The following is a 23,090-nucleotide window of genomic DNA, read 5'->3' as shown; positions in this document are numbered from 1 at the left end:
AACATGTCTGGGCTTCCCCGACATGCTTTCAGTTCTTTTTCTCTTTCCGCTCTGTACCTTCTTCCTTATCTTAATGACACCATCGTCTACTTCTCATGGTTCTGGGTGATTCCGCTTTTCATGTAAGCATCCACCTTGCTGATGAAATAGGAAACCACTTCCTCTCTGGAATGTTTCTGCGACCTTACGCAGTGCACAGCCAGATCATCACAGAGATAGCACTTCCTCCCTGGTAGAGAGAAGTCTCTTCTGGACCAGATCTTCTCCTCATCTCTAACATCCATATCGATGAGTCTCCCCAGTGGATGATTCTCTTCCAGGGAAAGGGTTGCCTGTTTCACTTCAGCAGGGCTTTCCTTGAGAAGGATGAAATATTGGAGTCCTTCTGCATTATTCAGCCTTTCTTCATGGACGGGTCTGAATCGCCCTCTTGCTTCCTCAAGAAGGATCTCCACGGCATGGTCCGCCTTCTCATGACGCTTGTCCATTCCCGGGAAATTCGCTCTCAACGTGAGCAGTGTCCCATGATATTTCTCCAGAAGCTCTTTTTCAAAATGATCGCGCTCTTCTCTTAAGTTTAGCAGTTCCATCCTTCTCTTTCCTTTTTCTTTGTTATTGATGAATGGGCAGGTCCACTCATCTGTATGAAGTCATTATACCGTATTATTCAGAAACCTTCCTGAAATCACAGGAAATCATTTCCATCTATTTCTTATTTAACGAAATACAGAAGGATGGAGAATGCCACACCTGTAAGAAAAGACATGTAGGAATGGTCCTTCTCATGCTCACTGGCTTCAGGCAGAAGATGGGCAGCCGAGATGTAGATGAGGACCCCGGTGACAAATCCCAGAAGGAGCCCCATGACAGAGCTTGTGAAATTCCTGAGAAGAGGATAGATGAGAAAAGCCCCCAGTGGTGTGGTCAGCGATGCAACCAGAAACGCATACAGAATGGATTTCTTCTCAGAGAGCCCTCCTTCCATCAGAAACTCCTTTTCAAAGCATAGTCTTATCTTGAGCATACCCTTGTTTTCAGCTTTTCTTAAAACAGAAAGCTAAAAAAACTCTGCAGGAATCTAGGGGGTACCTACATCCGTGCAGAGAATTCATGTATGATCTTCCGTCTGTTTTCCGTGATATTATTCTTCCTTGTCTCTCTTGCGTTCCACAATACGAGACAGGAATATACCCAGTTCAAACAGAAGAATCATGGGAAGGGCTAATAGTGTCTGTGATATGATATCCGGCGGTGTAAGCACCGCAGCCACCACAAAGATGACAAGGATGATGTATTTTCTGTTCTTTCTCAGAAAGCGGACTTTCACAATGCCGAATCTCGTCATGATCACCATGATGCTCGGCAGTTCAAAGATCAGTCCGAAGGAAAGAACGGTGTTGACGATGAGAGACAGATAGCTGCTGAAACTGATCATCTCTTCAATGCCTTCCACCTGAAATCCCATGAAGAATTCGAGGATCAGAGGAAGCACACCCACGTAGGCAAACACAGCTCCCAGTATGAAAAATACCCCACCGAATAGCAGTGAAAACAGCATGGTTCTTCTTTCCTTCTTCTCCAGACCTGGGCTTACGAACAGCCAGATCTGCATGATCAGAAAGGGAGAAGAAACAGAAAGTCCGATGATCACAGCGATTTTAATATAAGACAGCAGCAGTTCTGCCGGTGATATGAATACAAAACTGATGTCAGGCACAATGCCGATCATATCTGTTACAAGGATTTCAGAGAAACTATAGCTGAGAAGAACGGCCGCAACAAAAACTGCAGCCATATAGATGATTCTGTTTCTCAGCTCTGTAAGATGCTCGACCAGGGTAAGATTTCTTTCCTTATCCCTACTCGCTCTTCTTTTCATCTTTCTTCTCGTCGTCTGTGCTGGTCATGATATCTTCGGAAATCTTATTGGCGCTGTTTTTGAATTCACCGATGGCAAGCCCGATGGACTTTCCGATGGCTGGCAGCTTAGAGGGTCCGAAGATCACCAGTGCGATGGTCAGAATGAGTACCAGTTCCGTGATTCCTATTTTTCCCATTTCTGTTCTCCTTTATTTTTCCCTGTATGGTTTAAAAAATCTGTTTCTTACAGATTGTAGTATGCGTTCAGAAGTTCTGCAGTCTTTCCAGCGCAGTCCGCTGCAACACCCGCACATCTTGCTTTTCTCTCAGGGTCGCCCATGGCGTATCCTGAAGCTTCCATGAACTGACCCACAGAGTCCTTGCAGTTGACGGATGCGGAAACTACCGTCTCGTTTTCCACTTCAGGCTGGTAGATTGGAAGTTCTGTGCTGGTATACCATTTGAAAAGTTCAGCTGTCACTGCACCTGCATCTTCTGGTGGCACGGCAAGCCCGATGGCTGTGGCTGCACCTGCAAGAGATCCGCAAAGTGAAGCTGCACCGTATCCGCCTGCACCGTTGGCAAAGGCATCTACTGGAACCTGATTCCAGGGATAGCCAGCCATATCACCCAGCTGACCGACGACGCCGTCAATGACCGCTCTGCAGCATCCGCCCTTGTTGAAGAAGGAAGCGTACGCTCTTTCCATGGTTGTGGCTGGATCCAGCTTCTGGTAAGGATATGGATACTGTGGTGCATCTTCGCTGGCCGCAAGGTATTCATAGTTCAGCACTTCTTTTGTAGGAAGCTCAGGTGTCTTCTTGTCGCATCCTGTGATGAAGGATGGAAGCACCGCTACAGCTGCAACCCCAGCAGCTGCTTTTCCTGCTGTCTTCAGCATGTCACGTCTTGAATAGACTTTTTCGCTCATTTTAACTTCTTTTTCTTTGACTTCGTTCATTTTCTCTTCCCCTTTTATACATAATTTTTATTGTTCAGCTCGAAGGCTGCAATAGATGAAAATCTTTGCAAAGGCGGGTCCCATCCACCTCGGATGCCCATCCTCAAGATTAATCTTTTTGTTAATTTCTTGACTATTAATACTATACGCCCTTTTAATGACATATGTCAATTAAAAAACTTCATCAATAATATTAATGAGAGAATAACTAAAATTCATGGAAGAATTCAACAAATCCAAATAATGAAGCACAAATATTTCCAGATTGATAATATTTTATTTAACATATTCTGGTCATGGAATATGAAACGCTGCAATAAAATGCATCAGAAAAGGAACCGAGTAATCCTTCAGGATTGTTTCCGGTTCCTTTCATTTTAATTGCTTATTCACTTAAGTAGGATAGAGCACTTACTCCACAATGCTGCTTTTCAGAATACCGATCTTTTCCACTTCACACTCCACCACGTCCCCTTTTTTCATGAACCTCGGTGGATCAAATCCCATGCCCACACCTGAAGGTGTTCCCGTGGCGATGATGTCACCCGGTTCCAGCGTAATGCCTCGTGAGAAATCGGAAACGATGGTGGCAATGTCATGGAGGAAAAGCTCAGTACTCGAGCTCTGCCTCACTTCTCCATTGACCCTGGATTCCACCTTCAGCTTCAAGGGCAGCGGCAGTGCGGATCTATGCAGAATCACAGGTCCCAGCACACTGTGGGTATCCAGGCTCTTCCCTTTATACCACTGCAGATGGCCCTTCTGAAGTGTTCTCGAGGATACATCATTGAAAATGCTGTATCCGAAGATGTAGTCCTCCACCTGATCCTTCGGAATATTGATGCCTCTTTTCCCGATGATCACCGCGACTTCCACTTCGTAGTCCAGCTCTTCATCGATTTCAAAGAATCCTTTGACGGCCTCTTCATGCCCCAGAATTCTTGTGGTCCTCTTGGAGAAATACACCGGACTTTTCTGGCTGGAAAGATCCGCCTGCAGCGCCAGGGTGGATTCCTTGAGATGAGACTCATAATTGACCCCCACACAGATGATGTCATGTTTGGGTTTTACAATGGGTGCCAGGTAACGGATTTCTTCCACGGGTGTCCCCAGATCTTTCTCGTTGATTCGCACCTGGGCGATGATATCCAGGTCCAGTTCCGTGGCTTCCTCGATGAACTGGTTCATGTCCTCATACCGCTCATGACCGAGAATCTTCGATATTTTGAGCACTTTCGACTCATCCAGGCTCAGTACGCCGATCTGCTCTTTGCCTTTATGGACAAAGGTGATAAATTTCATGCTTCCTCTCTCCTTTTATACTGTCTCTTTGTTGCGTCCTATGCTGCGGATACTTAGAGTACTTCCGCGACGATGCTGCAGGGTCTCTTTTTCTATGCTCTTTTCTGTCTGTTGAACTTCACATCCGGCCTTCTCTTGTGTCCGTAGATTCTCGGCATGAGCTTCTGGTCAATGTGAGGAGCCAGGGCATTCATGATGAGAATGGCGAATCCCACACCGCCCGGATAGGTGAAGGCAATTCTGAAGAAAGCCGTCAGCACACCTGCGCCGATGGCGAAAACCGTCTTGCCTTCCGGCGTCAAAGCTCCAGAGCTGTAGTCCGTGGCCATATAGGTGGCCGCAAAGAACAGAGTGCCTGAAAAGGCATGGCTTGCCATGAACTCCAGGTTGAATCCGGAATAGAATCCGGTGACCAGCATGGCGGTGAGGATATAGAGGATTGGAATCTTGGGGTTTATGATTCTTCTGACAATGAGGTAGATCATCCCCACAAGAATCAGAAGCTTGCTGGTTTCTCCTGCATTTCCGCCCAGATTGAATCCCATGAAAAGATCAAAGAGATCCGGAACCTTTTCGGACACGATCTTTACGCCTCCACCGATGTATTCCAGGGGAGTGGCTGAGGACATCGCATCGGGGCCTGGAAGCACCCAGTTGGTGATCCAGGGGGAGAAGAAGGCCTTCAGCATGACTCTGGCCGCCACCGCCGGGTTGAAGGTGTTTTTTCCGATGCCGCCTGGCAGCTGCTTCACGATGACGATGGCAAAGACGGAACCGATGACCACGGTCCACCAGGGCGCTGTCACAGGCAGGCTTAAGCCCAGGAGAGCTCCGGTGACCAGAGCGCTTCGGTCATTTATGGTGATCTTTCTGTAGGTCAGCTTCTGGAAAAGATATTCACTGGCCACAGAGGTAAGCATGCCAAGGGCGATGAGCAGAAGCACTTTCCAGCCGAAGAAGTAGGTGGCTGCCGCTGCGGGCGGAATCAGGGCAATGAGCACCTGGGTCATGACCCAGGGGGTAGTTCTCGGAGTCCGTATATGCGGGGAAGGACCGGATTTCATGTTTTTCAGTTTCTCCATCATGCTACGCTCCCTCCTTTTCCTGCTGGGCTTTTATGGCAGCCTTCGCATTTCTGATGTTGTCCAGAAGAGAAATCTTCGATGGACAGATATAGGAGCAGTTTCCACATTCGATGCAGTCCATGGCCCCCAGCTTCTTTGCCGCATCCAGATCGCCCCTGTTATAGGCTTCACTGATGAGAATGGGCTGAAGGCTCACAGGACAGACATGAATGCACTCGGCGCACATGATGCAGTCTGATTCCTCTCCTACTCTCGCTTCTTCTTCCGTCAGGGCCGTAATGGCCGTCATGGCCTTGATGATGGGCACCTTCACATCCGGTAGCGCACGGCCCATCATGGGTCCTCCGCTGAGGAGCTTTTCAACGGGCTCAGTAAATCCTTCACATTCCTCCAGAAGCGATTCCACAGGCGTACCGACTCTCACCAGAAGATTCTTCGGATTCTTGACCGGTGTCCCTGAAACAGAAACCACTCTCTGATAGAGAGGTTCTCCCAGGGCTACTGCCCTATAAACCGCTCGGGTGGTGGATACATTCATGAGCACACAACGAACCCCTGCAGGCAGACCCCCAGGAGGCACTTCTCTGCCCGTAAGATCTTTGATAAGATTCTTTTCAGAGCCTCTGGGATACATGGTATGAAGCGGTCTCACTTCAATGTCCTTCTCTTCTGATGCCGCCTTCTTCATGGCTTCTATGGCATCAGGTTTATTGTCTTCAATGGCAATGAAGACCTTCTTCAGCTTCGGAAACAGCTTCCGGGCAATCTGAACACCCTTAATGATCTCATCCCCCTCTTCCACCATGACCCGATGGTCTGAAGTGGAATAAGGTTCGCATTCCGCGCCGTTGATGATGAGGGTATCGATGACGCTTCCCTTGGGTGGATCCAGCTTCACTGCTGTGGGAAAGGCTGCGCCGCCCATGCCGACGATGCCGGCGTTTCGGATGATGTCCAGAATCTCCTGGTTGTCCCCGGGGACTTCTCTTTCTTTTATGGACTCCTCAAAAGTGTCTTTCCCATCATTTTTTACAACAATACATTCTGCAGGGCCGCTTAAGGTGGGTCTTTTTTCTATGGCTGTGACTTCTCCTGATACGGATGCATGAACCGGTGCACACACAAATCCGCCCGCTTCAGCAAGAAGGGTGCCGATCTTCACTTTCTGCCCCACTTCCACCACAGTCTTTGCCGGAGCGCCTATGTGCATGGATAGTGGAAAGACCAGTTCCCCTGGAACCTTGGCCACCGTGATGGGAAGATGGGAAGTTCTCTCTTTATTCTCCTTGGGATGACTTCCTCCATGCTTACCCATGAAAAAAATACGCATAAAATCATTCCTTTCTGAATCTCTCTTGGAATAGATATAATGACAAAATAATCTTGCTACTTGATAATCTACTTTTAGTATAATTTATTTTAGGACCAATAAAAAGGAAAATCATACGCTCTTCCAAAATATCCATCGACCAGACTGCTTCCCTTCCCCTAACCAGAGCCCTCTCTTCAGGCTTCAGCGGCATCAAAGAGGACGCAAAAGAACCGCAGCGAAATCCTACGGTTCCTTTTGCTGCGGTTCTTCATTTTTTTCACAGGTCTGGCCTGCAATTGTTTTACTTATTCTGCTTTTTCAGCTTTCTGCTTTTCCAGAAGATCCCAGACGCCCCACATATACATGACACCTAAAGCTCTGTCATAGAGACCGTATCCGGGTCTGCAGGTCTTTTCCTCGCCCCAGAGATGTCTTCCATGGTCCGGACGTACATATCCTTCGAATCCTGCTTCATGATATGCCTTCAGCACTTCTACGATATCCACGTTTCCGTCTTGTGCTCGATGGGAAGTTTCTATGAAATCCCCATTCTCAAAGATTTTCACATTACGGATATGTGCGAAGTGAATGCGATCACTGAACTCACGTATGATGGAAGGAAGATCATTGTCCGCACTGGATCCCAGTGAACCTGTACATAAGGTCAATCCGTTATAAGGACTGTCTACCAGTGACAGGAACTTTCTGATGTGCTCTCTGCTTCGGATGATTCTTGGCAGACCAAAGATCGGCCATGGCGGATCATCCGGATGGATGGCCATTTTCACATCTTCCTCTTCGCACACTGGTATGATCCGCTCCAGAAAGTACTGGAGATTTTCATAAAGCTTCTCTTCATCAATATCCTTGTACTTGTCAAAAAGCTCTTCCAGCTTTGCCAGTCTTTCAGGTTCCCAGCCTGGCATGGTTTTGCCTGCTGCGCCTTTCAGAATTCTGTCAGCAACTTCTCGGGGATTGATGCCATCCACCAGTTTCTTTTCATAGAAGAGTGCGTTGCTTCCATCCTCCGCTTCCTTGTATAAATCAGTTCTTGTCCAGTCGAAGACGGGCATGAAGTTATAGCAGATAACCTTTACCCCTTCTCTGCCCAGTTTTCTGATGGTATCGATATAGATATCGATATAATGGTCACGGTTTTCGTTGCCCAGTTTGATGTCGTCATGGATGTTTACACTTTCCACCACATCCCCATTAAATCCCTTGGAACGGATATAGTCCATGGTTTCTTTGATGCGTGCTTCTTCCCAGACTTCTCCGGCAACCTTGTCATGCAGAGACCAGACGATTCCTGTAACACCTGGAATCTGCCTGATATGGTCCAGTGTGATGTCATCATTGTCTTTTCCGTACCAGCGCCATGTCATTTGCATTTTTGCATACCTCCTTTACGAGTTTTACTTTGATTGTTCTAGAACGTTATAATCACTTTGTTCTTCTTGATGGATGGATCTTCCACGAGATCCATGGCTTTCTGTGCATCCAGGAAATGGAACTTGTGTGTAACAAATCCTTCTGGATTGAGGGCTCCAGTGTTCAGATAACCGATGACTTCTCCGAACTTGTTTGTCTGAAGTCTTGAACCGACTATCGTGAGTTCTTTCTTTGTAATGTGTACCTGGGCGATCTTGGATGGCTCCACACTGAACCCGAGAACCACAACTCTACCAGCAGGAGATGTCATTTCTACCGCCTGTTCGAAGGTTTTCAGCGTACAGGCTGAATCGATGGTCACGTTGGGACCGGATCCACCAGTAAGTTCCCTTGCCTTTTCCACCACATCCACTTCCAGCGGATTGATCACATGGGTCGCTCCCAGCTTCTTCGCATCATCAAGACGTTCGTTATCAATGTCGGAAACAATACAGGTCGCTCCCTTGAGCAGCGCATACTGCAGGATCGCCTGACCGATGGGGCCAGCGCCCATGATGAGACAGGTTTCACCCTTCTTCACATCCCCTCTCCAGGTGCTCTGCGCAGCAATGGTGAAAGGTTCAACCACTACAGACATTTCATAAGGAAGGTCCGGACTCACTTTATGAGCCTTCGCTGATGGTACCACAATAAATTCTCGCATACCGCCATCTACATGAACCCCCATGGCTTCAAGCTTTTCACAAACATTAGGTCTTCCGCTACGGCATGCATAGCATTCACCACAGTAAAGAATCGGTTCTACAACAACTTTATCCCCAATCGCTACATTCTGAACACTGGTACCGACTTCTACAACCTCGCCTGTGAATTCGTGTCCGATGATTCTTGGATAGGTAGCCATGGGATTGGTACCGTGATAGATATGAACATCTGATCCGCAGATCCCTGCTGCCTTGACCTTTATCATTACTTCATCGGAATCCTTCAGCATCGGTTTTTCAACTTCCACAATCTCAAGTTTTCTGGGTTCTGTAATCTGTATTGCTTTCATTATATACTTCCTTTCATCTTTAGTTCAATAGGCTAGGCAACCATAAGCTGATGGCAGGCACATAGCTGACCAGCATAAGCACGCCTAAGCTTACCAGCAGGAATGGCAGAACCGCCTTGGATATTTTCGTCAGCGACACATTTCCGATGCTTGATGCCACAAAGAGGCAAACCCCCACCGGAGGTGTTGTCAGACCGATGACAAGGTTTAGGACCGCCATGACACCAAACTGAATCGGATCGATGCCCACACTGATGGCCACGGGTAGAAGCACAGGGAACAGAATGATCAGTGCCGCTATGGTTTCCATAAATGTTCCGACGAACAGCAGAAGCAGATTGATCAGCAGTATCACCAGAATCTTGTTCGTGGTGATGGACAGAATTCCGCTGGCAATCATCTGCGGTATCTGTTCGCTTGCCAGGATCCATGCAAAAACGTTGGCGAATGCCACAAGGATCATGATGGCTGCAGAACCCTTGACGGATTCGATGATGGCACCGGGAAGCTGCGAGAATTTCAGATCCTTGTACACATACTTTCCGACCAGAATTGCGTAGACCACCGCCATGATGGATGCTTCTGTAGGGGTAAACACACCACTTAAGATACCGAACAGGATCAGAAGGGTCAGTCCGATGGCCCAGATGGCATCCAGGAAAGTCTTCCAGATGACTTTCAGTGACTGCTTCTCTCCCTTGGGGTGATTACGCTTGACACTGATGAAGTAGGAAACCACCATCATGGACAACCCCAGAAGAATTCCGGGAATGGCACCTGCGATGAAGAGTTTTCCCACAGAGATTCCAGTCAGCGTACCTGCGATGATCATAGGCAGACTGGGTGGAATGATCGGTCCCACAGTGGATGAAGATGCCGTTACCGCTGCTGAGAAATCAGCCTCGTAACCTTCTTCTTTCATGGCTGGAATCAGCATGGCACCTATACTTGCCGTATCGGCCAGGGCAGTTCCGGAAATCCCTGCGAAGAGCATGGATGCACCGATGTTCGCCAGTGAAAGCCCTCCTCTGATGAATCCCAGAAGTGAATTGGCGAAAGCGATGATTCTTTTGGTGATTCCACCTGTGTTCATCAGGTTACCAGCCAGGATGAATCCGGGGATGCTCACCAGAGTGAAGGAATCAATGCCGGAGTACATCTTCTGGGCCATGACGGTCAGGGGAATGTCCTCGATGAGCAGATAGATGAGAGACGATGCGCCCAGTGAAAAGGCTACGGGCAGTCCGAAGAACAGAAGGAACAGGAATGCGATGAATAAGATCAGTGCACTCATTTCACTTCACCCCCCTTTCTGAATCCGGTGAATGTCTTATACAGGTTCACCACTCCATAGAGAATGATAAACAGACTGGCGACTGTAATGGCGGCATGGGAAACGGACATGGGTATACCCAGGGTTGGAGACATCTGAGCATGTCCAATCTTGACAAATGTCCAGGACTCTTTCAGCACCACCGCAAAAAGTCCGATGGACATGATCTGGATGATCACATTCAGAACATCTTTTGACTTTCCTTTCATCATGTTCAGAACAATGTCCACGTTGACATACTCATTGTGTTTCATGGCCAGGGGTGCGCCGAATGCAACGGCGAACTTGAAGAGGAAACGGGACCCCTCTTCTGTCCATACCAGGGTGATACCGGGAATGAAAAATCTGGTGATAACCTGTAATAATACCGTAACAATTAATCCAACGAAGGATGCAAGGGTACCGATTTTCAGTATCGTTTCGATGATGTCTTTATTCTTCATCTTATTTGGCACTCTATCTACCATATGCTTGTAGCAGTAATGCCATCCTCCTTTCTAATCTTCAGTTCCATCTGATGTGCTGAGACAACTTTCAAATAGGATATCTCAGGTATCTGAGACATCCTATTGAGGGGGTTCTTTATTTTCCTGCTTCTACGATTCTGTTGTAGAGATCAAGCTGCGTTTCGTTCAGGAAGCCCTGGACTGCTGGAGCCATTGCTTCACGGAAAGCATCCTTGTCCACTTCAGAGTTGATCTTCATGCCTCTTTCGATCAGCTCTTCCTTGTATTTGGAGATCTCTTCTTCGAACAGATTGTCTGCGAAGGTCTGTGTTTCAGCTGCCGCTTCCATCACTGCCGCCTGATTGGACTCGGTCAGTTCACTGAACTGCTTTTCTCCTACCAGTGCGTACAGCCATCCATACACGTGTTCTGTCTCATTGGCATATTCCTGAACTTCATTGAAGTTTGCTGAGTGGATCAGATCATAGGGATTTTCCTGACCTTCCAGCACATTCTGCTGCAGTCCTGTGAACACTTCACTGAATGCCATAACCTGTGGGCTGGCTCCTGCTGCTTTCCAGGCTTCTACAAACAGCGGTACATTCGGCACTCTCATCTTGAAACCGTCCAGATCCGCAGGTGTACTGATCGGTCTGTTGGAGGTAAGATTTCTTGGTGCACGCACATGATAATACAGTGGCTTCAGACCGATCTTTTCTGATAATTCGGCCTCGATTTCATCACCGATTTCTCCTTCCACAACGGAACGAAGATGGTCCAGATTATTGAATGCATAAGGTACAGCCATCAGTGCTGCTCTATCTGCCCAGTTCTGCATGGATTCTCCTGATATAACCATATCAGCAGCACCCGACTGGATCATGTTGATGTTGTCAATTTCATTTCCAAGGGATTCGTTTGGATAAACCTTAATGGTCAGCTGACCACCGGTCTTTTCCTCCACCAGTTCTGCAAAGTGCAGTGCGGTGACATTCCACATATGTGTATCATTTCCTAAGTGTCCAAGCTTCCATTCAATATCCTGAACTTCTTCGGCTCCCCCATTACCTGGTTCTTCCACACCTGGAGTTTCCCCTTCTGGTTCCTTGTCTTCAGCAGCGCCACACCCAACAAGTGCTGTGACAGACATCGCCAGAACCAGACCTAGAGCTAAAAATCTTGATTTCTTCATTTTTGTTTCTCCCTCCCAATATATTGGATTCTATATTTGTGCTGAAGGATGGATTCATAAACGTTTTCAGAACCCTTCTCATCAGTACATGCACCATACTACCATACTAGTGTGGTTTATGTCAACGATTACCTGAAAACCTATTCTTCCTGGGTCCTCTCATGGAATTCCGCCGTGTAAGATACATTAAACTTTCTCCTGAATTCTCTTCCTGCTGCTTTCTCATCCTGGTCATTTGTCGAGAATCCATACTGTTCCCGCTGAATCATTTTAATAATCAACGCGTTTATCATGGAATTTTCGCTTGTTATTTCCTTATCACGTCGTTTTTTTGATTTACCGCAAAGAAAACAGCGCCGTGTTACGGCGCTGCAAGGATTGTTTGATCATTTACCGGCAGTTCTGCTTCTAAGAAGAATCAAAGGAGAGCGTAGGTTAAAGGGTCTCTTCCGTTTCGAAATACTCCGGAAATTTCTGCTGGAGAAGCATCTGATCCGAAAGAATCTTTTTCACATGTATTGTCACCATTTCCTCCGCAAGACCTAGATTCTTGTTCACGATGGTGTCATAAATCTGTACATGCTGCTTGTATACTTTATCCAGACTTTCATGGAGCTCAAAACTCAGCAGCCGGACTCGCTTATACTGGGTGTTGACCATTTCAATGATTTCCCAGCTGCGCTCCTTGTCACAGGCTTCGAAGATCAGCTTGTGGAAGGCTTCATCTTCTTCCAGAAACTTCTCATACTCTTTGTTGTCGATATGATTCTTCTGTTTGAGAAGGCTTTCCTCCAGCGCATTCTGATATTCTTCGGATATCCCCTGGACGGCAATACCCATGACCCCTTTTTCAAGACATTCTCTTATGAATCGCGCTTCATCCACCTGTTTCAGATTGATTTTGGAAATATAGGTCCCTTTCTGAGGTAGAATATACAGCACCCCTTCCCTGGAAAGCTTGATGAATGCTTCTCTTATGGGGGTACGACTCAGTTCCAGGAGTCCTGAAATCTCCTTTTCACTGATCTTGTCGCCCGGCTTGATGTTCATGTTGATGATGTTCTTCTTCAGCGTATTGTAGACATATTCTCCGATGGACTCATTCGGTTCTTTTTTTATTCGTTCTAGTACTACTATCGCTCTCGCCTCCTTGTTTTTCATAAACTCTGTTATTATCTAAACAAAGACTACCATACTAGTTTCTGCTCGTCAATGTTTTTTTTGAAACGCTTACAACGAGGATCAGAGCCATGGAACGCCTTCCATGACTCTGATTCTCCTTGCGCATATTATAGACCTCCACTGGTATGCATGGACTGACCTGTTGTGCTTAGGAAAGAGGTCACTTCTTTTGAATCTTCTTCTCGTAGGCCTGGTCATAGACCTTCGCGTCAAAATCCAATGGAATCTTCTTTTCCTGCCAGGCGGACAGGTAGGTGGCATTGAGCATCCGCACGCTCTTCATCCCTTCTTTCAGAGGACAGATAATCTCTTCCTTTCCTAGAATGGTCTGAATAAAGTTATTTAAGAGTCTTCTCTGCAGCTCTTTGTTGGGGAGCTTCGGAAAGTTCACCCGCTCCACTGCATGTGGAACTTCCGGAAAGGCGCCTTTCATGGTTCTAGCGAAGTCCTCTTCATCTAGAGTAAGGGTTGTGATCTTCACTGCGCTGTCATCTTCTATGACGATCTGTCCTTTGGAGAAGGAAAGCTCGAAACGATTGGTGCCGGGACTCTCATGGGTGCTGGTCATGAACTGACCTGAGGCTCCATTCGGATAGAACATCTGGATCATCACATCATTTTCCGCTGTGAGGGGTCTGTGGAACCCTTCCTTGGTGAAGGCCGTGACACTTTGGGGAAGATCCGTCATCCAGAGCAGGGTATCCAGCTGATGGATGGCCTGATTGATGAGGACACCGCCTCCTTCGGTCTCATAGCTGCCTCTCCAGGTGCTTCTCTCGTAATAGTCATAGGTTCGATACTGATTGGTCACCTGCCATACTACACGTCTTAATTCGCCCATGCTACTGCCTTCCATTCGGCGTTTCACAAAATTATAGATGTCGCTGCTTCTGTTGTTGAACATGACCCCCGCTGTCAGATGAGGCTTTCCTGCTGCTGCGGCGACCATTTCTTCCACCTCTCCGATTCTAATGCCCAGAGGCTTTTCAATCATCATATGCTTGTCCTTTTCCATGGCTTTCATGGCCATGGACGGATGAAGCGCATGGGGCGTTGTAATGAGCACCGCATCCACAGTATCCCCGGCAATCATCTCATCCAGGGTGGTAAAGAGTCTGGTATCCTTAAGGGCATATTTCCCACTGATTTCGGAAAGCCTTTCCTGATTTCTGGACGCCAGTGCGGAAAGCTCCGCTCCATTAATGAGTCCCTTGGAAAACATATCGATATAGTCTTCTGCAATGCTTCCAATCCCTACGATTCCTACTTTAATCATATACATCACTTCCTTATAACCATCTTACCACTCCAGAGACATCCGGATAAGCTTCTGTTCGCATATTCCATGGAATTTATGGTCTTATCTGATATGTAACGCCCGGATCCTGAGATCCGGGCGTTACATGACGCTCTATATGCGCTTTCTCATAAGGCTTCTCCCCTTCTCGGATCAGTTCTCCGGTGACATGACCTTGGCCAAGGAGCCTCCATCCATTCTCTGAAGGAGCTTCTCTACCTCCTCAAAAGGCATGGGTCTGTGGTAGTAGTAGCCCTGGATTTCATCGCATCCGCGTTCTCTTACAAAGTCCGCCTGCTCTCTGGTCTCCACCCCTTCAATGATCACCATGAGATCCAGGGATCTGGCCAGGTCCAGGATACCGTCATACAGATTCTTCCCCCGTCCTTCATGGTCAAGATTCAGGATAAACTGACGGTCGATCTTCACTTTGTCGATGGGCAGCTCATGCAGTCTGCTGAGGGAGGAATAGGCCGTGCCGAAGTCATCCAGGGAGATTCTGATGCCGATATCCTGCAGAGCCTTCAGTTTGTTCTGGATGTGGTCCACGGAGAAAACCATGTTGTTTTCCGTGATTTCTGCTTCGATGTATTTCGGATCCCAGCCGTTTAGGCGAAACACCGCCGCGAGATTTCGTTCCATGTCCCCCTGCATCAGGCTGACCGGTGTGATGTTGATGGACATGCTGATTTTCCTGTAGCCTTTCTCCTGCCAAGCTTTGTTCTGGCTGCAGGCTTCGATGAATACCCAGGTGTCGATGGTCTCCATAAGCCCCGTACGCTCCGCTATGGGAAGAAACGCTCCAGGCGGAAGGAGTCCTTTGGTGGGGTGATTCCACCGTATCAGCGCTTCCACGCCGATGATTTCCTCTGTCTTTCCGTGAACCTTGGGCTGATAGTGAAGGACTAGCTGATTCCTCTCCACCGCGTGACGAAGATCTTCTTCCAGCTCCTTCTCGTAGACGAATTTTCCCTTGATCTCCTCACTGCAGATGGTGTAGCGGTTCTTACCATGGCTCTTGGCATGATACATGGCAAGGTCTGCGAACTTGATGAGCTCTTCTCCGGTTCTCCCGTGCTGTGGATAGATGGAGATGCCCATGCTTGCTCCTGTCCGCACCTCCCGCTCATCCAGAAGGAAGGGCTTTATGATCTCTTGTAGCACCTCTTGCGCAAAGGCTTCAATCTCCTCAAGAGATGCTGCATGGGGCAGTATCAGGAGAAACTCATCTCCGCCAAACCTGGAAAGAAGATCTTTGCCCTTCAGCTTCGACTTCAGCTTCTTGGCAAATTCCTTCAGGAAGCGATCCCCTGTGCTGTGCCCCAGAATGTCGTTGATATTCTTGAAATCATCTAGGTCCAGGAAGATCAGCGCCAGCATCTCGTCTTTCCTGGTTTCATGAATCTGCTTCCGGATGATCTTCTCATAGAGGAGACGATTGGGAAGACCCGTCAGATGATCGTAGTAGGCCATGGTGTAGAGTTCATCCTCCTTGCCGATCTTGTAGAGCATGCTGGAGAGACTCGCAGCCACCAGCTTGAAGGTGTTCTGATATCCTTCATCCCAGTTGTTCCGCTCAAAGGAGCACATGCACATGACCCCCAGAATCTTGCCGGATTCCACAAGGGGTGTCATCATCAGCGTGATCCCTTCACCCTGCACTTCCTCCTTGAAGTCCTTCAGCGCGTTGAAGAACTTTTCCGTATACAGACTCTTTTCCTGCACCAGCTCCTCCACCATTGTATCGAACCGCTCAGCGAATCTGTGATTGATATGAGGATTCAGCAGGTCATGGAGACCGTAGTATTCGGCTTTACGCATCCTCTTCTTCCTTTCCGGAAAGATGTGGACAGAACCGTAATCGGCCTCCATATAGAACAGACTCCGCTCCAGAAACACATCCAGATTGCTTTTCAGATTTCTGTTCCGGGCAGAAGAGAGCAGTCTAGCCATTTCAGAAAGGAAGCGTTCATGATCGATCTGCTTCTCGAACTGATACTGCCGGGTCTTGTAAACCCGATTAATGAGAAAGGCGATGGTCATGATGATGCCAAAGACGATGAGCCTGCCCAGGTGATCCGCATAGGAAAATGTGATGGTGGATTCGGGTCTCACCATCCACAGTCCCATGGAGGTGAGAATCGTCATGAGGCTGATATAGATCAGAAGCCTCGTATGATTGAAGATCACGGCGATAAGGATGAAGATCACCGGGACCGTCCAGGCGAAAGCTTCTGACTTCTCGATCTGATAGAAGGTGATGTAGGGAATGCTTAAAGCGATGATGAGATAGAGGATGTTGTCTCTATTTCTGATGCTCATTCTGCTTTTGAGAATCAGAAAGATCATGATGCCTGTCAGGAAGAGCGTCAAAGAAAGAGTGCCTGCCCATATGATCTCTTCCCTTTTAAGCAGCACCTCAATGCCGAAGGCGGTAAACGCCCCAAAGATGTATCCCTGAGAAATGTAGAAGAAGATCCTTTCGTGGGTTCGGACGCTCATGAGCTCGCCTCTTCTGGGAAGAAGGACAATGCCGTCCTGGCGTTTCAGATGCTTCTGCCTCATCACAAGAAAGACGGTGATGCTGAAGGGAAGAAGATGCATCGGTCCAAGCCCCAGGAGATTCCACCCCATGGCTTCATAGAACCCCAGAATCTTGGGGAGTCCTAGAAGGAAACTGAAGACCATCATGCCCTTCATGAGCCTCCACTGCCTCACATCGGATGCGTCCGTCTCTTCCGGTCTGCTGGTATAAAGAAGATAGAGAATGAGCATCATCACCACAAGATAGACGACGCGGATCCAGGTGAACGCCAGAAGCTCCATCCTCTCGTAGGACCAGCCCATATGGCTCAGGAGCATGCGCCCGGATACCCCACTGTAGAGGATGTTTGCATAGAAGAGCGTCATGGTGACCGGTACCGGCGCATAGACCGCCATCCACTGCCATCTCTTCAGTGAACGGTCTATCTTCGTCAGAAGAAGCACCAGATGCAGGAGGAAGCTGTAGGTGAAGCCCCATCCCCAGACACTGAAAAGGAGGGCACCATAAGCCAGTTCCCTGGTCTCCACGTGAGCCAGAAGAGAAGAGGTCAGTGACCATGTGCTCAGGGACAGACAGAGGTGAAAAAAGGCACGATGAATTCGGTCTCTGGTGTCCAGGGACAGAAGGTACATACCCGTATAGAAATAAAGGATCAGAGACCCATAGAAAAGTAACGAAAACACGCCCGACTCCATCATAAAATAATACCTACCACTTTCATTTATCCGCAGCTGCCTTCCAGAAACTGACTCACTCAGGATTGCATGTAAAACACTGTCTTCTCTATTATCATACAGTTCCCCCGATTTTTAAAGACCTTCCGGGGATTATCTCGGTTTGGAGAGATCATTTTCACCCGTTTATCAGGTACCCGATGGATGTACATCATCTCACACCAGAGGGGATCGTCTGAACTACCCACCTGTGAACACTGAACAATGAAACGAGAGTGGAAAAAATAGGTCATCATAAAACCTCATCGGCATTCTGGGCAGGAACACCGATGAGGTTTTTCTATGTTTTCTATTCGATTTCGATCTTCTTTGAGGTGTCCACATGCTCTGTCTTTGGAATGTGGATCTTCAGAACACCGTCTTCCAGTTTTGCACTGATGCCTTCACTGTCTGCTTCCTGAAGGAAGATGTTTCTTTCCATGGAGCAGTATCTTCTTTCCTTGTGGATGTAGTTCTTCTCTTTCTCTTCCTTCTGTTCATCTCTCTGAACACCGATGCGTAATCTTCCGTCTTCCAGCGAGAGATTGATCTCTTCCTTCTTCACACCTGGAAGTTCCGCCTGAACGATATACTCTTTATCCTCCTCCTGAACATCCACCTTGAAGGTATCGGACTGAAGGCTTCTTCTTGTAGGCCATGCATCCGCAAAAAAGTCATCCAGCATGCTGTGGAAGTCATCAAACCCGATGTTCATCAGATCATTTTTCTTTCTGTTGAATGGTACCAAACCTGCCATCTGTTACAACTCCTTTACTGATATTTTTCTATTGTTAGCACTCTCGCCCACTGAGTGCTAAATTACAATTATGTTATAACATAAGGCCTTCCAGATTTCAAAAATGATAAAAAGAGAAAATAAATAGAATCCCAAGATAAATCGGGATAACACTCAATAATTGTCATTCTTCAACAAAATCAGCTGATTTTACGAGTTTTCGATCATTTTCTAGATGCAGACAATCTCAAGTAAAGTTCCATGAGCTGATTACTGTGAAGATAATGGATTCCCTGTATTCCAAGTTCCCCAGCAGCTTCAATGTTTACCAGAGTATCATCGATGAAGATGCATTCCTCTGCCTTCAGCTGATACTTCTCCGGAAGAATCTCATAGATTCTCTTTCCTGGCTTCACCTCTCTGACATCATAGGAGATGACTTTCCCGTCAAACAGCTTAAAGACAGGGAAACTTCTTTCCGTGTAGAGAAATCCTCTTTCAGGATAATTGGATAATGCATAGATCCTAAAACCCATCTCTTTGAATTTCTTCAGAAAACAGACGGAAGTGCTGATTTCTTCTATGAGAAAAGTCTCCCAGGTGCGCATGATCTTCTCCACCGCATCTGTATGCTGTGGTATTCTTTCTTCGATTCGAGCTACAGCTTCCTCTGTTGTCAGCAGCCCCTGGTCCAGAAGTTTCCACTCCTCACTGGCAAATACATTCAGGTGGAGAATCTTTATGGTTTCAAAATCTTCCCCATAGGTTCTGATGAGATAATCCAGGGGGTCGAATCTCACCAGCACATTCCCGATGTCAAATATGATATTTCTGGTTTCCTTCATTGTTTCACGCTCCATTCTGATTTTTCACTTTAGCAGATAAAGACAGCTTAACCTTCTGCATCTGCTCCATATTAAGAGGATAGCATATTGAAGCTATGCTATCCTTCTTCATTCTGATATTTTCTTCGTTTTCCGGATCAGCAGGGTATGGGATCAATCCAGGAAACGATCATTTCCAGATCTCCTGTAAAATGAGCCTCTTTGCATACCGATGTGAGAATGAAGTGGTCTCCCTTCTTCATGTGTAGGCCATTGACGCTTCCTTCTCCCTTCAGGACACTGACCAGGGTGAATACATCAAGCTTTTTCTCTGCTTTCCCGTTTACTGTCCATTTCTCCACTGTGAAGAATCTTGTGGAAGTGTATCTTGTTATAGTAAGATTTCCTTCCCGCACTGTAACAGGCTTCACCGTAGCGTCTTTATGGGGTACTGTAAGCACATTTTTCGCATCGCTCATATGAAGCGGCCTTTTCTCCCCTTTTTCATCCACTCGATCGTAGTCATAGACTCTGTAGGTGGTATCGGAGGACTGCTGGGTCTCCAGCACCAGAGTACCCTTGCACAGAGCATGGATGGTGCCTGACGGCACGTAGAAGAAGTCTCCTGGATGGATACGGACTCTCTGAAGCAGCGCATCCCATTCACCCTCATCGATCATTTTCTCCAGCTCTTTTCTGGTCTTCGCCCCATGTCCGTAGATCATCTCCGCATCCTCTTCACAGTCAATGATGTACCAGCATTCCGTTTTCCCTAAATCGTCCTCGTTCTGCATGGCGTACTCATCGTCCGGATGCACCTGAACACTCAGGTCGTCACTGGCATCGAGAATCTTCGTCAGAAGCGGAAACACCGGTGATGCGGCTTTTCCGAAAAGTGCTCTGTGATTTTCATAGACTTCAGACAGATGCATTCCTTTCAGGCCGCCGTTTTCTATGATGCAGTCTCCGTTTCTATGGGCGGAGATGGCCCAGCACTCTCCTGTGTGATCACTGGGAATATCGTAATCAAAATAGGTTCTCAGTTTCTCCCCGCCCCAGATTCTCTCCTGGAAGACGGGTTTCAGTTTCAGTATTTCCTGCATGTTATCCCTCACTTGTTCTTCAGTTGTCGTTATTTCCTAATCCCATTATAACCCAGGATGCCATGATTGAAAGCTTCTTTCTGAAGCAGCTTTCTTATCCGGAGCATGTATTCTACTAATTGTCAGATGTGGAAAAGGTGACCCTAAGGCCACCTGATGGTGATGCAATGCTATGTCTCATTTCGATTTATCGCACTTTTCAGCTTCTTACAGCTGCGCTAAAGTATGCTCTCCAGTGCACCATAGGCGATGAAGGTGTAGACCACGCTCAGCAGCGTCCCCATCAGATAGTATTCCGCAAAGATCTTGTTCTCCATCATCTTGAACCTGGCCAGGGACTTCACGGCAATAATGAATCCGATGGATGAGATCTGATTGGAATAGAGAAATATCACCATGAGGATTCTTTCCATGATGCCGATCCACTTGCCTGCCTTCACTTCATCGATGAAGCCATGCGCCACCTTATCTTCTCCCACTTTCAGAATCATATTGAGGATATCTGTATAACCTTCCACTTTCTCATAGACCTTGTCCAGCATCAGCGGGATGAAATAGGCACCGGAAAAGGCGATGTAGAGCACAAGAAAGATCCGTTTCGCACTTTCATAGGTGATTGCACTATTTCTCATGAAGGTATCCGTGAGCCACAAGCTTAGCCCATTATATTCCATGGAGCTTCCCGAAGTGACCAGCAGAATGACCGCTATGTGGAGAATCTGGTCCGACAGGAACAGCTGAAGCCTTGAAATTTTCGGTGCTGCTCTTCTCTCCAGATGTTTATGAATCCCTTCCTTCAGATAATCTATGACCAGATGGGAGGCGATGATGATCAGCACTTTCCATGAAGCTGAGATGAAGCTGCTTCCAGCTAAAAGCATCAGAAAGGGAAGAGCGGTCAGTAGCAGAGCTCCTCCATGGAGAAGAAACCCTCTGAGTCTCCTTTCCGATTTCGCTTTCACCATGGAATCTGTCTGAATCACAAAGTCTGTCAGGGTGTGTGAAATGAGCATACTCAGGGTAAACATCAGTTGTTCCTCCTCCTTGCCTTCATCAGGTCGAAAACAGCTCTGAAAGAAAGCAGAATTTCTTCCAGATTGGAAGCACTTAGTCTTTCATAGTAACTTGTTTTGCTGATGCCGATGTGCTCTAGCGTCTCTTCCAGCTCCACGCCTAAAAGCTCATACCGTATGGCTTCCCACTGCTTTTCCGTGATTCTGTCGATGGCACTGTTTACCAGCGGCAGAAGCTGATTGCACACCCGATCCGTTTCACTGTATCCGCTGATGATTCCTCCGCTGTAACCGCTTTTCTTTTTCACCGCTTCCAGCTGGTCTCTTGCATTCCAGAAGATGGGACCGTTCATCTCCCAGGAGTTCTCTTTCAGTTCTTCCTCCACTTCTCCGATGCTGATGCCGTATCTGACTTCATAGGGGCTCAGATGACTCAGTGTGAGCATCATGAGGGTTCCCAGTCCTTCCTCAAATGGAAACAGAATCTGAATCTCATCTCCCTGAGAAATATGATACCCTCTATCCTGTCCATAAATCTGGACAATGGCTTCATTGATTTTTTCAATCTTCTCCTGAAGCAGCCGGTTGAACTTTCTGTAATCTGTCCTGGTGGACTTGATGATATCCATGGTGATGACCATATATTCGCTTCCTTCTTCACTCTTTCCACCTGTCAGCGTATACTGGCCTCTGGATACATTTCTGATGATGCCCTGCTTCTTCAGCTGATAGATATAGGAACTTACCGTATTTTTCCCGATGCTGCCCAAAAGCTCCTCATAAAATGCCAGAAAATCATCGACGCTGATCATCTTCTGATTTCTGAATTTCTCCTTCAGTTCTTCTACATGCAGTCTGCTTTCTGTACTTCCCATTTCTATGACCCCCTTTTCTACATCATAGCAGATTCCCTTCAGAAATCAAATATTATTCCTATTTTAAACCCGATATATGAATTTTCCTACTTTAGACCCGATATAATGAATTGTCCTGCTCAGAAATGGAAGATCCCATCTGCTGATGATTTTTCAGACGAGCGTATGGGGATGTGAATCTTAAGCTGGTGTCATCGGGAAATATTCCAAGCCGCTCACTGCAAAACCGATTTCCAGATCAGAAAATTAGAGCTATAATGAACCCAAAGACACCTGTCTCAGGAACACAGGAGGTGATCCCTTGTCAAAATATGAAACTGCACCCTATAAGGTTCTGGAAAAGGAGGGACCTTTTGAAATCCGTCAGTATGATGCCTTCTACACTGCAGCAGTGGAAGAGGATACCCTGGAAGGATCTTCCGGCTTCAGTCAGATCTTCGATTACATCAGCGGGAACAATGAGGACCAGACGAAGATCTCCATGACCACGCCTGTATTCAATGAAATGAAGGAAAAGAAGATCACCACGGAATTCGTCATGCCGTCGAAGTATGCAGAAGATGCTCCGCCGAAGCCTTCCAGTACCAGGGTGAAGATCAGAAGAAACGAGCCCAGACTTTCCGCTTCCGTCACTTTTTCCGGTTCATCAACAGAGAAAAAAATCAGAGAATATGAGAAAGAACTGATGGACTGGATCCATAAGAAGGGGTTGAGCCCATCCGGACCCTTCCGACTTGCCCGCTACAATCCGCCTTTCATTCCTCCCCTTTTCAGGCGAAACGAAATCCTCATCGATGTGTCGTCCAAGAAATAGCACTGCTTTAGATAAAGCGAAAAGATCCTGATTCGGTTGACCGGTTCAGGA

At 47.2% G+C, this 23,090-nt stretch carries 22 protein-coding genes; 1 reads left to right on the top strand and 21 read right to left on the bottom strand.

Translation table 11 applies throughout. The features are described from left to right. Nucleotides 1–86 precede the first annotated feature (86 nt). From citX to J3A84_RS09135, 21 genes are all read right to left on the bottom strand, one after another. Entirely contained in the window at nt 87–590 is a 504-nt protein-coding gene (citX, locus tag J3A84_RS09235) for a citrate lyase holo-[acyl-carrier protein] synthase (protein ID WP_207599728.1), read from the bottom strand. 122 nt (nt 591–712) lie between these two features. Continuing rightward, complete coding sequence (locus tag J3A84_RS09230; RefSeq protein ID WP_207599727.1) at nt 713–985, bottom strand: ZIP family metal transporter; 273 nt, start codon at nt 983–985, stop codon at nt 713–715. A gap of 156 nt (nt 986–1,141) precedes the next feature. Beyond that, on the bottom strand, nt 1,142–1,879 hold the full coding sequence (tatC, locus tag J3A84_RS09225; protein WP_207599726.1) for a twin-arginine translocase subunit TatC: 738 nt from the start codon (nt 1,877–1,879) through the stop codon (nt 1,142–1,144). After that, nucleotides 1,860–2,057: a twin-arginine translocase TatA/TatE family subunit gene (tatA, locus tag J3A84_RS09220; protein ID WP_207599725.1), complete on the bottom strand. Its 198-nt coding sequence runs from the start codon at nt 2,055–2,057 to the stop codon at nt 1,860–1,862. Before tatA ends, tatC begins: the two co-directional genes overlap by 20 nt. 47 nt (nt 2,058–2,104) lie before the next feature. Further along, nucleotides 2,105–2,821: a C-GCAxxG-C-C family protein gene (locus tag J3A84_RS09215; protein WP_207599724.1), complete on the bottom strand. Its 717-nt coding sequence runs from the start codon at nt 2,819–2,821 to the stop codon at nt 2,105–2,107. Between the two features lie 411 nt (nt 2,822–3,232). Next, a complete protein-coding gene (locus tag J3A84_RS09210; protein ID WP_207599723.1) occupies nt 3,233–4,123 on the bottom strand; it encodes a fumarylacetoacetate hydrolase family protein in 891 nt (296 codons plus the stop codon). 92 nt (nt 4,124–4,215) lie between these two features. Continuing rightward, complete coding sequence (locus tag J3A84_RS09205) at nt 4,216–5,208, bottom strand: RnfABCDGE type electron transport complex subunit D (RefSeq protein WP_207599722.1); 993 nt, start codon at nt 5,206–5,208, stop codon at nt 4,216–4,218. A gap of 1 nt (nt 5,209) precedes the next feature. Continuing rightward, nucleotides 5,210–6,538, bottom strand: coding sequence for an electron transport complex subunit RsxC (gene rsxC, locus J3A84_RS09200; RefSeq protein ID WP_207599721.1), 1,329 nt, complete (start codon nt 6,536–6,538; stop codon nt 5,210–5,212). Between the two features lie 287 nt (nt 6,539–6,825). Further along, entirely contained in the window at nt 6,826–7,911 is a 1,086-nt protein-coding gene (gene uxuA / locus J3A84_RS09195; RefSeq protein WP_207599720.1) for a mannonate dehydratase, read from the bottom strand. Nucleotides 7,912–7,949: 38 nt separating this feature from the next. Next, entirely contained in the window at nt 7,950–8,966 is a 1,017-nt protein-coding gene (locus J3A84_RS09190) for a zinc-binding alcohol dehydrogenase family protein (RefSeq protein ID WP_207599719.1), read from the bottom strand. Nucleotides 8,967–8,985: 19 nt separating this feature from the next. Further along, complete coding sequence (locus J3A84_RS09185) at nt 8,986–10,260, bottom strand: TRAP transporter large permease (protein WP_207599718.1); 1,275 nt, start codon at nt 10,258–10,260, stop codon at nt 8,986–8,988. Further along, entirely contained in the window at nt 10,257–10,742 is a 486-nt protein-coding gene (locus J3A84_RS09180; protein ID WP_207599717.1) for a TRAP transporter small permease, read from the bottom strand. The genes J3A84_RS09185 and J3A84_RS09180 overlap by 4 nt, the downstream gene beginning before the upstream one ends. A gap of 139 nt (nt 10,743–10,881) precedes the next feature. Then, a complete protein-coding gene (locus J3A84_RS09175; protein WP_207599716.1) occupies nt 10,882–11,937 on the bottom strand; it encodes a TRAP transporter substrate-binding protein in 1,056 nt (351 codons plus the stop codon). A 435-nt stretch (nt 11,938–12,372) separates the two neighbouring features. Next, a complete protein-coding gene (locus J3A84_RS09170) occupies nt 12,373–13,098 on the bottom strand; it encodes a GntR family transcriptional regulator (protein WP_207599715.1) in 726 nt (241 codons plus the stop codon). Between the two features lie 181 nt (nt 13,099–13,279). Then, entirely contained in the window at nt 13,280–14,395 is a 1,116-nt protein-coding gene (locus J3A84_RS09165; RefSeq protein WP_207599714.1) for a Gfo/Idh/MocA family protein, read from the bottom strand. Between the two features lie 174 nt (nt 14,396–14,569). Continuing rightward, a complete protein-coding gene (locus J3A84_RS15460; protein ID WP_207599713.1) occupies nt 14,570–17,644 on the bottom strand; it encodes an EAL domain-containing protein in 3,075 nt (1,024 codons plus the stop codon). 340 nt (nt 17,645–17,984) lie between these two features. Next, entirely contained in the window at nt 17,985–18,431 is a 447-nt protein-coding gene (locus J3A84_RS09155; protein ID WP_207599712.1) for an Hsp20/alpha crystallin family protein, read from the bottom strand. Nucleotides 18,432–18,634: 203 nt separating this feature from the next. Then, nucleotides 18,635–19,255: an HAD family hydrolase gene (locus J3A84_RS09150; protein ID WP_207599711.1), complete on the bottom strand. Its 621-nt coding sequence runs from the start codon at nt 19,253–19,255 to the stop codon at nt 18,635–18,637. A gap of 137 nt (nt 19,256–19,392) precedes the next feature. Further along, nucleotides 19,393–20,337 carry a mannose-6-phosphate isomerase, class I gene (gene manA, locus J3A84_RS09145; RefSeq protein WP_207599710.1) on the bottom strand — a complete coding sequence of 315 codons (945 nt, stop codon included), beginning with the start codon at nt 20,335–20,337 and terminating at the stop codon, nt 19,393–19,395. 218 nt (nt 20,338–20,555) lie between these two features. Next, nucleotides 20,556–21,365, bottom strand: a complete 810-nt coding sequence (locus J3A84_RS09140) for a DUF3307 domain-containing protein (protein WP_207599709.1) — start codon at nt 21,363–21,365, stop codon at nt 20,556–20,558. Further along, on the bottom strand, nt 21,365–22,225 hold the full coding sequence (locus J3A84_RS09135; protein WP_207599708.1) for a SatD family protein: 861 nt from the start codon (nt 22,223–22,225) through the stop codon (nt 21,365–21,367). The genes J3A84_RS09140 and J3A84_RS09135 overlap by 1 nt, the downstream gene beginning before the upstream one ends. A 301-nt stretch (nt 22,226–22,526) precedes the next feature. Between J3A84_RS09135 and J3A84_RS09130 the strand changes: the two genes are divergently transcribed. Then, nucleotides 22,527–23,039, top strand: a complete 513-nt coding sequence (locus J3A84_RS09130) for an SOUL family heme-binding protein (protein WP_207599707.1) — start codon at nt 22,527–22,529, stop codon at nt 23,037–23,039. Nucleotides 23,040–23,090: the final 51 nt, after the last annotated feature.

The sequence above is a fragment of the Proteiniclasticum aestuarii genome (genome assembly GCF_017368455.1).
Taxonomy (GTDB): Bacteria; Bacillota; Clostridia; order Clostridiales; family Clostridiaceae; genus Proteiniclasticum; species Proteiniclasticum aestuarii.
This window is presented reverse-complemented; position numbering and strand designations above follow the sequence as displayed.